General features: G+C 69.0%; 11 protein-coding genes and 2 pseudogenes. 7 read left to right on the top strand and 6 right to left on the bottom strand.

Annotated elements, in window-relative coordinates; all coding sequences use genetic code 11:
- The first annotated feature begins 353 nt into the window (after window positions 1-353).
- The 6 genes from ACQF4J_RS45720 to ACQF4J_RS45695 all read left to right on the top strand — a co-directional run bounded on the left by ACQF4J_RS45720 (window position 354) and on the right by ACQF4J_RS45695 (window position 8,444).
- Window positions 354-992: a dihydrofolate reductase family protein gene (locus ACQF4J_RS45720; protein WP_351806353.1), complete on the top strand. Its 639-nt coding sequence runs from the start codon at window positions 354-356 to the stop codon at window positions 990-992.
- 1,262 nt (window positions 993-2,254) lie between these two features.
- Entirely contained in the window at window positions 2,255-3,457 is a 1,203-nt protein-coding gene (locus ACQF4J_RS45715; RefSeq protein ID WP_351579006.1) for a sensor histidine kinase, read from the top strand.
- The gene (locus ACQF4J_RS45710) at window positions 3,454-4,104 is read left to right on the top strand and encodes a response regulator transcription factor (protein ID WP_351579003.1); all 651 of its coding nucleotides are present in this window, start codon (window positions 3,454-3,456) and stop codon (window positions 4,102-4,104) included. Before ACQF4J_RS45715 ends, ACQF4J_RS45710 begins: the two co-directional genes overlap by 4 nt.
- A gap of 274 nt (window positions 4,105-4,378) precedes the next feature.
- Window positions 4,379-5,146, top strand: coding sequence for an ABC transporter ATP-binding protein (locus ACQF4J_RS45705; RefSeq protein WP_351579000.1), 768 nt, complete (start codon window positions 4,379-4,381; stop codon window positions 5,144-5,146).
- A gap of 71 nt (window positions 5,147-5,217) precedes the next feature.
- Entirely contained in the window at window positions 5,218-7,749 is a 2,532-nt protein-coding gene (locus tag ACQF4J_RS45700) for an ABC transporter permease (RefSeq protein WP_427168479.1), read from the top strand.
- A gap of 161 nt (window positions 7,750-7,910) precedes the next feature.
- The gene (locus ACQF4J_RS45695; protein ID WP_427168478.1) at window positions 7,911-8,444 is read left to right on the top strand and encodes a hypothetical protein; all 534 of its coding nucleotides are present in this window, start codon (window positions 7,911-7,913) and stop codon (window positions 8,442-8,444) included.
- A gap of 122 nt (window positions 8,445-8,566) precedes the next feature.
- Here the strand turns inward: ACQF4J_RS45695 and ACQF4J_RS45690 are convergent, their stop codons facing one another.
- From ACQF4J_RS45690 to ACQF4J_RS45680, 3 genes are all read right to left on the bottom strand, one after another.
- Window positions 8,567-8,941: a fic family toxin-antitoxin system, toxin component gene (locus tag ACQF4J_RS45690; RefSeq protein WP_351806343.1), complete on the bottom strand. Its 375-nt coding sequence runs from the start codon at window positions 8,939-8,941 to the stop codon at window positions 8,567-8,569.
- Window positions 8,941-9,162, bottom strand: a complete 222-nt coding sequence (locus ACQF4J_RS45685) for a hypothetical protein (protein ID WP_351578988.1) — start codon at window positions 9,160-9,162, stop codon at window positions 8,941-8,943. Before ACQF4J_RS45685 ends, ACQF4J_RS45690 begins: the two co-directional genes overlap by 1 nt.
- A gap of 375 nt (window positions 9,163-9,537) precedes the next feature.
- On the bottom strand, window positions 9,538-10,410 hold the full coding sequence (locus ACQF4J_RS45680; protein ID WP_351579056.1) for a hypothetical protein: 873 nt from the start codon (window positions 10,408-10,410) through the stop codon (window positions 9,538-9,540).
- A gap of 92 nt (window positions 10,411-10,502) precedes the next feature.
- Here ACQF4J_RS45680 and ACQF4J_RS45675 point away from each other — a divergent pair.
- Window positions 10,503-10,829, top strand: a pseudogene (locus ACQF4J_RS45675) (hypothetical protein); the annotation flags it as partial.
- A 472-nt stretch (window positions 10,830-11,301) separates the two neighbouring features.
- On the opposite strand, the pseudogene ACQF4J_RS45670 reads toward ACQF4J_RS45675, so the two are convergent.
- The 3 genes and pseudogenes from ACQF4J_RS45670 to dhaL form a co-directional block, all read right to left on the bottom strand.
- Window positions 11,302-11,475, bottom strand: a pseudogene (locus tag ACQF4J_RS45670) (RNA-guided endonuclease TnpB family protein); the annotation flags it as partial.
- 69 nt (window positions 11,476-11,544) lie between these two features.
- Window positions 11,545-13,560 (bottom strand): sensor histidine kinase, encoded by a 2,016-nt coding sequence (locus tag ACQF4J_RS45665; RefSeq protein WP_427168477.1) that lies wholly within the window; start codon window positions 13,558-13,560, stop codon window positions 11,545-11,547.
- A 457-nt stretch (window positions 13,561-14,017) separates the two neighbouring features.
- Window positions 14,018-14,671 (bottom strand): dihydroxyacetone kinase subunit DhaL, encoded by a 654-nt coding sequence (gene dhaL, locus ACQF4J_RS45660; protein WP_427168476.1) that lies wholly within the window; start codon window positions 14,669-14,671, stop codon window positions 14,018-14,020.
- Between the last annotated feature and the right edge of the window lie 26 nt (window positions 14,672-14,697).

The raw sequence follows: 14,697 nt of genomic DNA, 5'->3' as shown, positions 1-14,697 counted from the left end.
GGGCCCCCTCCACAATGCAGAGACGGCCGATCCGTGGATAAACCTTCCTCTCCCGCCCCTGTGCGGGCGCCCCTACGGTCGAGGCCGCGGGCGCTCACCGCCCAATCGCCCGAAAAAATAGCCCGTCGGCTCGGTGGTTGGGCTGACAGTTCGGGGCCGTGGAAGAGGTCGCACTCCGGCTCAAGGGGCCCTTGTTCCCGTCGATCCCGGACGTCGCGGGCGCATTCGGCGCCGGGGCGCGGTGCCGGGCACCGGCATGGCCCGCCGAAAGAAAGTGCGCGGGGATGTCGATCCAGGCAGGCTCTGTACGACGCAGGGGTGAGAGAACGACATCCGCACGAGAGGCGAAGGCCATGCCCAAGGTCCGCGTACACAACGTGACAATCTCCCTCGACGGCTTCGCGGCCGGCCCGAACCAGCGACTGGACGCCCCGTTCGGCGACGGTGTCGGCTGGGGTGACGACCTGCACAGCTGGTTCGTCTCCGCGGCGGAAGATTCCGCCGCGGGGAAGACCGGAATCGATGCCGACTACTTCGCCCGCGGCGAGCAGAACATCGGCGCCACGATCATGGGGCGGAACATGTTCGGCCCGCAGCGCGGGCCGTGGGAGGACGAGTCCTGGAAGGGCTGGTGGGGCGACAACCCGCCGTACCACCACGACGTTTTCGTGCACACCCACCATCTGCGCCCGACGCTGGAGATGGCCGGCGGAACGACCTTCCACTTCACCGACGAGCCGCTCAAGACGGTGCTACAGCGCGCGTTCGACGCCGCGGCCGGCAAAGACGTCCGGATCGGCGGCGGCCCGGCGGTCATCCAGCAGTATCTGCGCGCCCAGCTGATCGACGAGTTCCACCTCGTGATCGCGCCGCTGCTCATCGGACGCGGGGAGCGGCTGCTCGACAATCTGGGTGACGGGATCGACGGCTACCGGGTGTCCGAGCTGGTCGGCTCGCCGACCGTCACGCACGCGGTGCTGGTCCGCCGCTGACGCGCGGGGCCAGGGTTCGCCGGGGTGGTGTGCTGCCGCGCCCGACGCGGTGGTTCGTCGTCGTGGTCCTGACACTCGTCGCTGCACGGCGGGCAGTCGGCCGGCGTCGTCGGCGTACAGGCTCAGCGGGGTGCCGGGGCCAGCCCCATGCGGGAGTGGGGCCGGCTGTTCGGCAGCAACTGGCGTTCGACGAATTCGCGGAAGCAACCTCCTGAGACACCACAGCTAGCCACAGTGGGCGGGGCTTCCCGCGTTCTCGGTATCCGGCGCGACCAGCGTAGCGGTCAGCTTGCTGCCTCCGTTGGCACCGTTGGCTCCGCCCGACGTGGCGGACGCGCTCTGACTGGAGGGCGGATCGCTCGGTGTCTGGCTGTCACTGAACCTCTGCTGGGCCTACGCCCGGGACGCCGTCCACGTGTCCCGCAGCGGGGAACGCCTCCGGCCGCGGCCCACCCGCGAACTGGTCGCGGGGCGCGACCCCGATGCGTTCGGGCGTCTCTCCCGCATCGTCGAGCGAGGCGTCGACACCTACGACGTGTACCAGCTCGAACGCAGCATCGAGGTCTTCGTCCGAAGCACCGAAGCGGTTCTCCTCGGCCGTCCGGGAGTGGCGTCCCCAACCTCACAGGGCAATACATCTAGTGCACCAGCCGCTGCGATTCGCTCTGTTGACGCATGCGCCGCTCCCCGAGCGTCACGTCTCCCCGAAGCGGTCCTGGCGCACAGACTTGAGGTGCTCGCCGCCCTGAACGACATGGTGAGGGTCGGCACCCGCTTCCAGCCGGACCTCGACGAGGCGGCGACCCAGGAGATCGTCAGCACGCTCAGCCTGCTGTCCGGCGCCCTGTGGCAGATCCGATCTGCACCCCGCTTGACAAGTCGTTCCCCTTTGACGGTGCTGCCGGTCACCGATCGGGTGACGACCGTGTGCCTGGCGGGGACGCTGGACGCCGACTCCTGCGCCGACCTCGCCGCCCGCGGGCTCGCTGTCGCCGTCCTCAGCGACTCCATGGCCGCGAGCTACCGCGAGCGACTCACCGCCCGCACCATCGATGCTGTCGATACACCCGCATCGCTCGCCACGAAAGCCGGCGCCAAACCCCCGTCGGCCCTGGTCGCCCCAGCCACCACTCCGTCGAACATGCGCTCGTGCACGGGTCATTGCGCATACTGTGACGCGCGTGTGGAAATCTCTCCCCTCCGGCCGGCGATCCGGTGCTCGACATCTTGCGTTGTGGGTCGCGACACCCACACTGGTCGTGTTGCTGCTGTTCTCCCTCTACGACGACGTGCGCAACCGCCTCGTTCTCAACCCGGCCGTCGACGCGCAGCCCTTGGCCGCGGACTGGGTGCCGGTGGGTGCCGGGGTCGTGGCCGTGGCGATGGCCGTGCTCGGGACCGTGCGCGGTTCGCAGTGGGTCATGCGGGCCACGCTGGTCGCCTGTGCGGGCACTTTCACAGCCACGGCGGCCTACCGCCTGCTGCCCTCGAACCTGCTGACCGGGGAGACCAGTGGCGCGGAAGTCGTCGCGGAAATGATCCTCGTCGCGGTGGCGGTGCGCGTCCTGCCGCCCCGGCGCGCCCTGGTGGCGGCCATTGCCCTGGGCGTCAGCGTGTTCTCCGTCCCGGTCCTCAGGGACGCGGACGCCGGTGGTGTCTCCGTCGCCTTCCCCCTCGCGTTGGCGCTGGCCGTCACGGCGGGCCTGGTGCTGCGCCTGTACGACGCCCAGCAGGAGCGCACCGCGCAACTGGTACGGCAGGAGGAACGGCTGGCCCTGGCCCGGGACCTGCACGACACCGTGGCCCACCAGGTGACCGCGATCGTGGTGCAGGCCCAGGCGATGCGCCACGTCGCCGGGCGCGGTACCCCCGATCCGCAGGCGCTGGCGGATGTGCTTGGGGCCATCGAGCACGCGGGGGCTGAGGCACTGGTGTCGATGCGGCGCCTGGTGGGCTCGATGCGCGGCGAACAGGCCCCACGACCTCCCGAGAGGCTGGACGAGGTCCTGGCGCGCATCGTCGCCGAGGCACGGGCCACGGGATTGCCCGCCCGGCTGGACCTCGGCGGCGAACAGTTGGGGAACGTACCGGCCGAGGTCAGAGGGGGGCTGGGCCGCGTGCTGCAGGAAGCGCTGACGAACGCCGGGCGCCATGCGCGCGGAGCCCGGTCGGTGATCGTGTCCGCCCGTACAGCGGCACGGCGTGCCGAGCTGATCGTCGAGGACGACGGACACGGCTCCGCCTCCGGGCAGCGCGGCGGCCTGGCCCGGCTCGGCGGCGGCTTCGGCGTGATCGGTATGCGGGAGCGGATCGAACTGCTCGGCGGCATCCTCGAGGCCGGTCCCCGTCCGGAGGGTGGCTGGCGCGTCCGTGCCTCTGTCCCGGTCAGCATCGACGAGTCGGCGCAGAACCCGCGTTCACGCTGGCGACACGCGCTGCGACTGCAGGAGGACAGAACGGCATGACCATCCGCATTCTGGTCGCGGACGACCAGCCGCTGGTGCGCGCGGGGTTCCGCATGGTGCTGACGGCCGAGCCCGACATGGAAGTGGTGGCCGAGGCCGCCGATGGGGTGGCAGCCCTGACGCTGGCCCGGGAGACGCGACCGGACGTGTGTCTCGTCGACATCCGCATGCCCCCGCCGGACGGTCTGGAGGTCACCCGTCGGCTCGCCGGCACGGGACACGCCGTGGCACCGAAGGTCGTCGTGGTCACGACCTTCGACCTCGACGAATACGTGTACGCGGCGCTGGAGAACGGCGCGTCGGGCTTCCTCCTCAAGGACGCCGGTCCGGCTCTGCTGACGGAGGCCGTGCGGGCGGCGGCGCGGGGTGACGCCCTGGTCGCCCCGCAGATCACCCTCCGTCTGCTGCAGCACTTCACCAGAACCCGGCGCCCCGCAGTGCCGGATCCGGCCGATCCGCTGACCGACCGCGAGGAAGAAGTCGTCCTGGCCATCGCCCGGGGGCTGACCAATCCGGAGATCGCCGCGGAGTTGTTCGTCGCGCCCAGCACCGTCAAGACGCATCTGGGGTCGATCCAGGCGAAACTTGGCCTGCGCAACAGGGTCGAGGTCGCCGCCTGGGCCTTCCGCACGGGGCGTGCGGAGTAGCGCTACCACGCGAGGCCTGCGCCGCGGGGCCGGACCGGCGCGACGTCGGGGCGGCCCCGCGTCCGCCCGTCGCGGCGCTCCGGGGCCCCGGGGAACCAGGTGCGTCCCAAGGTGGAGAAGCCAGCCCCCGGATCTCCCCCGATCGGGGGATGGTGTCCCGACTGTTCGGGGGATCCACCCGAGGGGGGCCTGCCGGAAGGCTCGTGTGCGTCGCCCCTCAGCGGCGGCACCCGTCCCTTCATGACGGGCTCCAGTACCTCCGCCAAGGATCTTCATGCCCGCCTTCAAGTCGCCTTTCGCCGCGACTGGTTACGCCGCCCATGCCACCGACCTGACGAAGGTGTACGGCACCGGGGACACCCGTGTGGTGGCCCTGGACGCGGTCACGGTCGGCTTCGTCGAGGGACAGTTCACCGCGATCATGGGACCCTCCGGGTCCGGGAAGTCCACGCTGATGCACTGCATGGCGGGCCTTGACGCCCCCACCTTCGGCTCGGCACGCATCGGCGAAACGGAGATCGCAGCCCTGAGCGATCGTCAGCTCACCCGGCTGCGCCGTGATCGCATCGGCTTCGTGTTCCAGGCGTTCAACCTGCTGCCCACCCTGACCGTCGCCGAGAACATCACCCTCCCCATGGACATCGCCGGCCGCAAGCCGGACCGGGAATGGCTGCGCGACATCATCCACACCGTCGGTCTGGGCGACCGGCTCGCCCACCGTCCCGCCCAGCTCTCCGGTGGACAGCAGCAGCGTGTCGCCGTAGCCCGAGCCCTCGCCGGTCGGCCCGACATCGTGTTCGCCGACGAACCCACCGGCAACCTCGACTCCCGTACCGGGGCCGAGATACTCGAGTTCCTGCGCGGTTCGGTCCGGACGCTGGGGCAGACCGTCGTCATGGTCACCCACGACCCCGCCGCCGCTGCCTACGCGGACCGTGTCGTCTTCCTCGCCGACGGCCGGATCGTGGACGAACTCCACGCGCCCACGGCCGAGGCGGTCCTGAGCAGCATGGGCCGTCTGACACCGGCCCGCCAGGCCTGATCCCGCCCGGCGGAGCCGGTTGCCGCCCGCCCTGCCACGTCGTACCCGACAAGCCCTCGAAAGGCCCGTTCGTGTTCCGTACCGCCCTGCGCAACGTCCTTGCCCACAAGGCCCGCCTGCTCATGACCATGCTCGCCGTCCTGCTCGGCGTCGCCTTCGTCGCCGGCACCCTCGTCTTCACGGACACCGTGGGCAACGCCTATCAGCGGCAGTTCCTCGGCGATCTGCAAGGCGTCTCGGTCCTGGCCACGGGCCCCCTCGACAAGAACGCCTTCGAACCGAGGCCCTTCGGGAAGGACGAGGTACGACGTCTGCAACAGTTGCGCGCCGCGCGGGCCGTCACCGGCTCGGTGAGCGGATTCGCGGCGGTAGCCGCCAAAGACGGCGCCCCACTGGGCGAGGGACATGCGACGCAGGCGGGCAACTACTTCCCCCAGCACGACGGCAAAGACGTCCGCCACCCGTTGACCGCCGGACGCCCACCCGCCGGGCCCGGTGAAGTGCTCCTGGACGTCCGGACCGCCGAACGGGGCCACTACCGGCTGGGCGACACCGTCAGACTGGCCGTCGACGGCCCGGTGCTCCACAAGAGACTCGTCGGTTTGGTCCGCTCCGGGGACGGCGCCGTCGACACCGGGGGCACCCTCGTCCTCTTCGACGACACCACCGCCCAAAAGCTGCTCCTCGCACCCGGCCAGTACGATGCCGTCACCCTCGAGGCCGCGCCAGGCACCTCTGAGAACCAACTCGCCGCCCTGGCACGACAAGTGCTGCCCAAGGGATCTCAGATCACCACAGGCACGCAGGTGCGAGAGCAGCAGCGGGCCGACGCCGTCAAGGGAACCCGGGGCCTCCGGCAGGTGCTCCTCGCCTTCGCAGCCATCGCCGTGTTCGTCGGCGCGTTCGTGATCGGCAACACCTTCACCATGCTCGTCGCCCAGCGCGCGCAGGAGACGGCGCTGACGCGGGCAGTCGGAGCGACCCGGCGCCAGGTGACCTGCTCCGTCGTCACCGAGGCCTCCCTACTGGGACTGTGCGCCGGGGGCGCAGGCTTCCTGCTCGGCATCGGCGTGGCCGTGGGCCTGCGGCACCTGGTCGCATCCACCGGTTCGACCATCCCCGACGGCCCGCTGATCGTCGCCCCTCGCACCGTTCTGGTCTCGCTCCTGCTGGGTGTCGCCGTCACTGTGCTCGCCGCCTACCTGCCGGCCCGCCGGGCGGCCCTCGTGGCCCCCGTGGCGGCCATGGCTGCAATCCACGCTCCCCCGGCCGCCCGTAGCCTGCGCAGGCGCAACGCGGCCGGCGCGGCCCTGGTGCTGGTCGGCGTACTCGGCGTCCTGTACACGTCCGCCGGCGGTGATCAGGGCAGGACGACCGTCCTCTTGCCGGCCGCGCTGCTGCTGGTCGGCCTCATCGTGCTCACCCCGGCGCTCTCCGGGCCGGCCATCACTCTGGCCACACCCTGTCTTCGCCGCTTCGGCATCCCGGGCACGCTGGCACCTCGCAACGCCCGGCGCAACCCCCGCCGCACGGCCGCCACAGCCTCCGCCCTGATGATCGGTCTGTCCCTGGTCACCGGACTGACCGTGGTCGCGGTGTCCGCCACGGACACCCTGCACCAGAGGGCCACGGACATCGTGAAGGCCGACTTCTGGGTCAGGTCGAAGAGCGGCGATCTGGCCGCTTCTGTCAACGCCGCCCTGTCCGCGTCCCGGGCAGTCACCGCCTCCAGCCCGCTGCGCACGGGCGACATGCGGATCGGTACCACGGACCAGACGGTGACCGGCGTGGACCCACGGACGATCGGCCGGCTCCTCACCCCACGTTTTACGAGCGGATCTTTCGCCGCCCTCGGGGACAACGGCGGCAGGACCTTGCTGATCGACACCGACACGGCCGCGATGAACCGGTGGTCCACCGGACAGCGGGTACCGGCGGTGTTCCCGGACGGCACGCGGAACACACTGCTGATCGGCGGCATCTACCGCAGCGACGAGTTCCTCCCCACCACGATGATCCCGCTCCCGGCACTCCAGCCTCACTTGAAGGAGTCCAGGGACGACTCCGTCCTGGTGCGCACCGCCTCCGGCGACGGGGACGGCGCACGGCGTGCCCTGCGGCAGGCACTCGACCACAACCCCCTGATCGTCATGCGCAACACCGCCGATCTCGCCGCGGCGGCCGGAGGCGAGGCCATCGCGATGCTCCTCGACGTCCTCTACGGACTGCTGGCCATGGCGGTCGTGATCGCCGTCCTGGGAGTCGTGAACACCCTCTCGATGTCCGTGTTCGAACGCACCCGTGAGATCGGCATGCTGCGAGCGGTAGGACTCGAGCCCCACCAGACCAGACAAATGATCCGTCTGGAATCCGTCCTCATCTCCCTGTTCGGAGCACTTCTGGGCATCGGCGCGGGCGCCTTCCTTGGCTGGGCGGCGGGTCGGCTCGCCGCCGAAAGCATCCAGGGCTACGAGATGACCCTGCCCTGGGGCCGGATCGCCGTTGCCCTCGCAGGCGCCGTGTGCGTGGGCATCCTCGCCGCGATCTGGCCCGCACACCGCGCGGCCCGGCTGAACATCCTCGCGGCTCTCAAAGCGAACTAAAGGCCCGCCTCGGCCGTCATCTGATCGTCGCCGTCGTCGACGACGGCCGAACCGAGATGTTTCCTTCCGACAACTGTGGAGTCAGTGTGTTCTGGAAAGCGACGACAGGTCTGAGTTCTCTCGCGGTGCTCCTGACGGTGGGTATGGCAGCCTCCAGCCCTGTGGCGGCCACGAACAATGCCGCGGCACCGGCGTCGCCGAAGTCCTGGTGCACCGCGAAGGGCGGCAAACCCGTGGACTACTCGTACGCGCACTCGTACACCAACAGCCCGAATCCGGCACCGCGGGGTGGCCACACCCTCATGTGCGAGTTCACCAACACCAAGGGCGACGCGAGCATCACCGTGGGTGCCGACACCCTGGCCGCCGACCAACCGACCCTGGCTGCACTGGCGTACACCTTCAAGCCGAAGAGGCGGCCCTGGACCGGCGGGAACCCCGCTACCCAGTACTGCGCAGATCTGGGCGGCGCGGTGCAGTTCGGCGACGACGGCGGTTGGGCGCCGTCAGAACTCAAGAACCCCGCTCCGGACCAATTCATCGGCATGTGCGTCTTCGCCGACCGGTCGATGATTGACGAGGGGGGCCTCTTCTACCACCTCGGAGATGTGATGAGGGGCGCCGACCTCAAAGACAAGTGGAAGGCGAAGATACCGACCAACGCACAGGTCAGGCAGAGCGGACTCCCCTGGTGAGGATCCGACGGCCGGCCCGGCTGCGCCGGTCGCGCTGGGCCTCTCGACCACTCGCGTAGGCGTTGGTTTGCGGCGTGCTTGAGACGGGGCTGAGGGCCGCTTTGCTTGGCCGTCTTGACTGATCAGCCCCAGCTCTTCAGCGCATCGGCGACCTGGCGCACGTCGCGGCGTCCCTCGACGGCGTCGATGACCAACGCGATCGCCTCTTGGCTGCCGACCTTGACCTGGATGCCGCTGGCGTGGAGGTAGGCGTAGGCGACCTGGGCTGCGAACAGCTCGTTCGAGTGCTCGAGGGCAGGAATCCGTGCGAGGGCGTGCAGGAGGGCGGCGGCCCGGTGGTGCGCGGCCGGGTAGACCAGGGTGCCCATGACCTCGTGTCGGTGGCGGGCGACGGCGGCAGCCAGAGCACCGTAGTCGGTGACGTCGGGGTCGCCGGGCACGAGGTTCTGCGCGATATCAAGCAGCCATCGCTCGTCGATGAGCAGAACGGGCGGCATCAGGCGGCGTGGCTGCCGGGGTCGGTCCCGAAACGGTCGGCGAAGGCCTGCCCGTGCTCCTCGACGAAGGCCCTCGCGCCCTCAAGGAACCGGGTGCGCGCAAGATCGTCGGTTAGCCGCCGGCTCGCGTACTGATCTGGGTCCTCGTGGTCGTCTGCGGCGCGACGCTGCAGTTCCTCATACGTCTCGTCGTCGACCTTGATGCGGATCTCCTTCGCCATGCCCCTTACGGTAGCCGCGCTGGGCACCGCGTGGGAGTGGATACGTGAAGCCGTCGCCACCTACGTGTGCGGCGTCCTCCTCCTCGTAGTCGGCCCTGACCTCTGCCTTGAAGCCCGCGGAGGTGGAGGTGAGGTCGCGGTCGGTCTCCCAGGTTAGGGGGCCGCCGCCCATGAGGACTGTCCGGTACCAGGCGCCCACCTCCGCACGTCCAGTGCCTGCTCTGATCCCGCCATGACAGGCATGACAGGGCGTGCCTCGCCAGCGGCTGCGCTCTGGCACAAATCTTGGGAAATCGTGGTGGCGTGTGACCATAGTGTTCGCTCGCGCGGCACTGGCCTGGCGTAGACCGCGTACGTTCGCGCCGTCTGCCAGGCTCAGTCGAGCCACTGACGCCAGCGAGGTTCCGGGGCCTTGCAGCGGCCCCTACCGATTGCGAAATCGTAGGCCGCCTCGGCGCGTTCCTCTGGGGTATATCGCTTCCACTCCGAGGGGGACACCAGCGCGGTCCCGCGAGGGTCGCCCATAGGGATGCTGATATCGAGTGGACAGTGAGGCCGCACGGCGCGGGTCGCGTACGAGGTCGCAAGGACAGCGCCGGCGAGGCAGAGCAGCACCATCCAGAAAGGGACGCGGGCACGACGTCTCATGGACCCGTTGTACTGAGCGTGACTCTGCCGGAGCTCTTGGAGTTGCCCGGTGGTCGGCGAGTGCGCCCGCTGTCTTTTCCGCTCCACCATGTAGCCGATCGCAAAGACGCACAGGAACACCAACCCCATGGACACCGCGCTGAAGAGCCAACTGACCGGAGCGCCTTTGGCTCTCTCCACACACCAGAAGAGCACTGTCAGCACGACCCAGCCCTTGCACACCTGTATGAGGACCTTTTCCCGGCCGTCCTGACCAGGCTCGTGCACGAGCAGACGGGCGGCGGGATCGTAGCCGACGCGTTCGTAGTGCAATTGAGTCAGGCGCTCCAACCGCAGACACAGTGCGAAGAACAGCATCAGCCCAGTGCCGAACAAGACGGCCTGCAGGAAACGCGTCCAGTCGGTGAATGCCCCGAAGGTCGAGCCGGCCAGCGCCGCAATCGGTACTGCCAGGACTGCGGCGGAGCGCAGCGGGCGGCTGGCGACGCGCACCGCGATGGGGAGCGGGGGCCGGTACCTCCCGCCCAGGCCGAGATGCCGATCGGCCTTCAGGGTCGCTGTCAGCAGCAACATCTCCATCTTCCGCAGCACCCGCTTCATCCGTCCCTCTCCCGCCGACGATTCCCGATACACACCATGGACCATCGACAGCCCACGACGGCGTCACGCGGAACAACCAGGACCAGTTCTTCGTCAAGCGGTACGCCGCCAAGCTCACGACCGACGCCTCGCCCGAACCCGTGAGCAAGGGAGCGGCCCTGACCGTGACGGGCAAGCTCAGCCGCGCCAACTGGGACGACAACCAGTATCACGGCTACTCCCCCCAGTCGGTGAAGCTGCAGGTACGCAAGGCCGGGACCAGCACCTACACCACGGTCAAGACCGTCACGACCAGCAGCACCGGCACCCTGAGGACCACCGCTACCGCGACTGCCGACGGCTACTGGCGCTACGCCTACGCGGGCACCACCACGACAGCGTCCGCCAACGCCGCCGGCGACTACGTCGACACCAACTAGCCGACAGACGCCGACACCGGCGCCACTCAGCGCGCCCGCCGCGAAGGCGTCGTCCGTGCCCGTCTCCCACGGCCTCGGACAGGACGAGCCCCGGTTAGCCCGACCACGCGATGTCCGCGGAGACGGCCCTAATCTGCTACCGCCGCCTGGGCCGCGTCGGCGCGCGGGACTGGTCAGGCTGAGATTGGTCCGACGCTGCGAACCCACACAGGAAAGGGTGCGGCCTCCGGCTCGGGCACGGCCTGCTCTGATTGATCGTGATCGTCCTCAAGGTCCGACCAGGCAACTACGCCCGGCTCCCGGTCACTCAGGAAGCTCTCAACGACAGCACGGAGATCGCCGGAAGGCACGTAGGTCCCGCCAAATGGCAGTTCGTCCGGGGGCACCGAGCCAGTTGAGCACCGGAGCTGCCCGGCTTGTTCGTCGTGCCACACTTGAAGTGCTCTCACGGCTGAAGCCAGGAGATTCCTGCCTACCTTGCGGTGGCGGGCTTGACGCCTCGGGGACGCCTGACGACTGCCCTCCCGGCAGCCGGGATGAGCGTGTGGCCCATCCGGTACAGGTGGAGGATGTTGCAGGCGGCGTTGTGGTCGGCGTTGCCGGACCAGCCGCAGCCGGTGTTCTTGCACACGAAAAGGGCCTGGGAAGTCGCTCTGGCGCTGGCAGGGAACGCCGTCACATCCGATGATCGCTGGCCTGGATGGAGACGGCGCGTTCAGGACACAGTGCCGCTCGAGCTGGCGCCGTGACGGCGTGTCCGGTGCGCTCGCCTGGCCGACGCGCTCTCGTCGAGTTGCTCGGTCGTGTCGTAGTTGCGCCAGCCGGTGAGGCGTCCTTCCGGGTTGTACCTGGCTGACAGCCCGGGCGGATCCATGTGATCTTCGTGGTCCCGGACCAGTTGCTGGGGCAGCATGACTGCTGCTGTGACGCCGTGGGGAGACGACCCGCGGAGCTGGACGTGGATGCCGTGTCGGTCAGAGAGCCGACCGACGACGAACATGCCCATGCGCCGCGCCACCGCCACGTCGACCACTGGGGGGTTGAGGAGCTTCGCGTTGGCCTCCTCAATGTCCTGGATGGACATGCCAATGCCGTTGTCCTGGACTTCGACCTTCGCGCCGCCGCCGGACAGCAGCTGGCACGTGACGAGCACCTGCGTGTCGGGCGAGGAGAACGCGGTCGCGTTCTCCAGTAGCTCCGCGATGAGGTGAACGATGTCGTTCACTGCCCGGCCGTCGACGTCCGCGGTGACCAGTCCGCGCAGCTGCACGCGCTGGTACTGCTCGATCTCACTGATGGCGGCACGGAGGACATCCACGAGGCGGACCGGGGCGCTCCAGCGGCGGCCCGCCTTCTCGCCCGCGAGGACGAGTAGGTTCTCCCCGTTGCGGCGCATGCGAGTGGCCAGGTGGTCGAGCTTGAAGAGGCTGGCGAGCAGGTCAGGATCCTGCTCGCCCTTCTCCAGACGGTCGATCAGCTCCAGCTGCCGTTCCACGAGGCCCTGGCTGCGCTGCGAGAGGTTGACGAACATCGAGTTGATGCGGCCTCGCAGTTGTGCTTGTTCGAACGCCAGCCGTACGGAGTCGCGATAGACGTCGTCGAACGCGCGGGCGACGCCGCCGATCTCGTCGGTCGAGTCGATGGCCGTGGGCTCGACCTCGATGGCCTTCACTTTCGCGTTGCTGGAGCCCCGCAGCAACCGGACCACCTCGGGCAGGCGGCGTTGCGCGATAGTGAGAGTGGAGGCGCGCAGGGTGTGCAGCGGGCGGACAATCGACTGCACGAGGACGTACGTCACGCCGAACGTGGACAGGAGGAGCATCAGCTCGACGAGCGCGGCGATGAACACTGAGCGTTCGGCCTCGTGCTGCTCACGCAGGCTTTCCTCTTCAACTGATCCGACGAGCCGCTTCTCGACCAGTCGCATCAGGTCGAGCTTGCTCGTCATGCTGTCGAACCACGTGCCGGCATCGAGGCGGAGGCGGCCGGTGCCCTGCAGGGCGAGTGCCTGCTTCTGGAGCGTGTCGGCCTTGTTGATGTCCCTTCCGGTGACGGTGCGCTCGTAGAACTGACGTTGGGCGGCCGGCGCGCTGGACAGGAACTGGTCGATCGATGCCTGTTGCTGCCGACTGGCTAGGGTCACGCTCTGGGCGTCGTTCGCACCGAAGTGTCCCTGGGCCAGTACGCCGCCGAGCAGTACGCGTTGCTGAGACGCTTTCTCGGTGGCCTGGGCGAAAGTCTTGAGTGTGCCGGCCGTCATGACAAGGGCCTGGCCGCCGATGTCGGGCGTGAGAAGGTCAAGTGCGTCGGCGAGTTCGGTGATCAATGCCGTGTAAGCGTTGACCACGGTCGGCCAGCGCATCGTCGACCGGGCCACCGTGTAGCGCAGTGACGTCACCTTTCGGTCGAAGGCGTCGAGCAGCGCCAGCTGGGCGGCCAGGGCGGAGTTCGTCTTGCGGCGGACATGAGCGTCCTCGGCACGGACCCGGGCCAGCGCCGCGTCCACCTTGGCGCGCTGCGCGTCGAGTCGGCTGGTGCCACCCGTACGCCCTGCGGCAACGTAGAGGGCGATGAGATCGCGTTCGTCCTCGATCTCCTGCAACAGTGTTGTTCCCTTGTCGACGACGCGGACGAGCTGACTGGCGTTGTCGATGTCCTGTGCGTTCTGCACGGCGGTTGCAACCCGCAGACCGCCCAGTACAAGCGCGGTGACGATCGGGATGATCACCACGGCCAGCAGTTGGGTGCGTACGCTCCAGTTGCCCGGGGCGAACCGCCTCTGGTTGCCGGCCCGTTGTCTTTGCACTTGCCCTTCCACTTACTCCCCGCCCTTGGACATGCGTGATTCAGCGGAGCGTCCACACGTCGCGGACGCTCCGCTCATCGCGCGAGTGCGCTTGTCGTGTCGTGTCGTGTCGTGATGAACGTGACGTCGATGAATGAGGCCATGGCCTCGTACGTCTACTGGCAGGTGCCTGCGGACGCGAACTACGCGTCGGCCTCGGAAGTTGTTCGAGACCTCGACCACTTACTCGGCGGCGGTCGCTGTGGCGATCCGCTCAGTACCGGGGCTCGGCCGTCCGTCGTCTGTGCCCGGCGGGGTGGGGCCTGGCATGGACGGCGTGGTTGCCCGTGTCTGCGCTGGCGGCGAGGCCGCCTTGCCGCTGGGGCCAACCATGTGCAGGGGCTTACTGATGATCCTCCGTACGCCGCTCGCCCGCCGAGCTGACGGTCGCAAGGGCGGACAGAATGAGTACCGTCGACGCCGCGCCGGGGTCCTCGTGGCCGATGGTGCGGGCGCCGAGATAGCTCGCGCGGCCTTTCCGGGCCTGCATATCGGCGGTCTGCTTCAGGCCCCGCACAGCGGCGTCGTACGCCGCGCGGGTTGCGCCCGCCAGGTCGCCGCCAGTGTCGATGACGGCCTGGTAGGCGGTCACGGCGGGGCTGATGGCGTCGATCATTGTCTTGTCTCCCTCCAGCGCCGCGCCGATCCGCTGGATGCCGGTGAGGGCGGCGGCCAAGGCCGTCCCGAGTTGTGCCGCCGAGACGTCTGGTTCTTGGCCCAGGGTCCGCGCGGCTTGCCGGAACCCGGTGCCGTACAGCGGTCCTGAGGCGCCGCCGGTCTTGCTGATCAGTGCCCGGCCGACGGTGACGAGCACCGCGCCGGGGGTGGACGGGTCGGTTTCGTCCAGCATCGCCACCGCCGCCTGCAGGCCACGGCGCATGTTGATGCCGTGATCGGCATCGCCGACAGCGGAGTCGAGGCGGGTCAGATGATCGGCGTTCTCAGTCACCGATCGGGCGGCCTCATGGATCCAGGCCCGGAACATGCTCGCGTCCATCGTCGTCCCTCTCCCTCGCACGATCT

This window comes from Streptomyces sp. C1-1, from assembly GCF_050214755.1.
GTDB lineage: Bacteria > Actinomycetota > Actinomycetes > Streptomycetales > Streptomycetaceae > Streptomyces.
This window is presented reverse-complemented; position numbering and strand designations above follow the sequence as displayed.

Bases quoted from the DNA above. Each gene is read 5' to 3' on its own strand.
- ACQF4J_RS45720 (WP_351806353.1), top strand. From the start codon at position 354: ATGCCCAAGGTCCGCGTACACAACGTGACAATCTCCCTCGACGGCTTC.
- ACQF4J_RS45710 (WP_351579003.1), top strand. From the start codon at position 3,454: ATGACCATCCGCATTCTGGTCGCGGACGACCAGCCGCTGGTGCGCGCG.
- ACQF4J_RS45705 (WP_351579000.1), top strand. From the start codon at position 4,379: ATGCCCGCCTTCAAGTCGCCTTTCGCCGCGACTGGTTACGCCGCCCAT.
- ACQF4J_RS45690 (WP_351806343.1), bottom strand. From the start codon at position 8,941: ATGCCGCCCGTTCTGCTCATCGACGAGCGATGGCTGCTTGATATCGCG.
- ACQF4J_RS45685 (WP_351578988.1), bottom strand. From the start codon at position 9,162: ATGGCGAAGGAGATCCGCATCAAGGTCGACGACGAGACGTATGAGGAA.
- ACQF4J_RS45680 (WP_351579056.1), bottom strand. From the start codon at position 10,410: ATGAAGCGGGTGCTGCGGAAGATGGAGATGTTGCTGCTGACAGCGACC.
- dhaL (WP_427168476.1), bottom strand. From the start codon at position 14,671: ATGGACGCGAGCATGTTCCGGGCCTGGATCCATGAGGCCGCCCGATCG.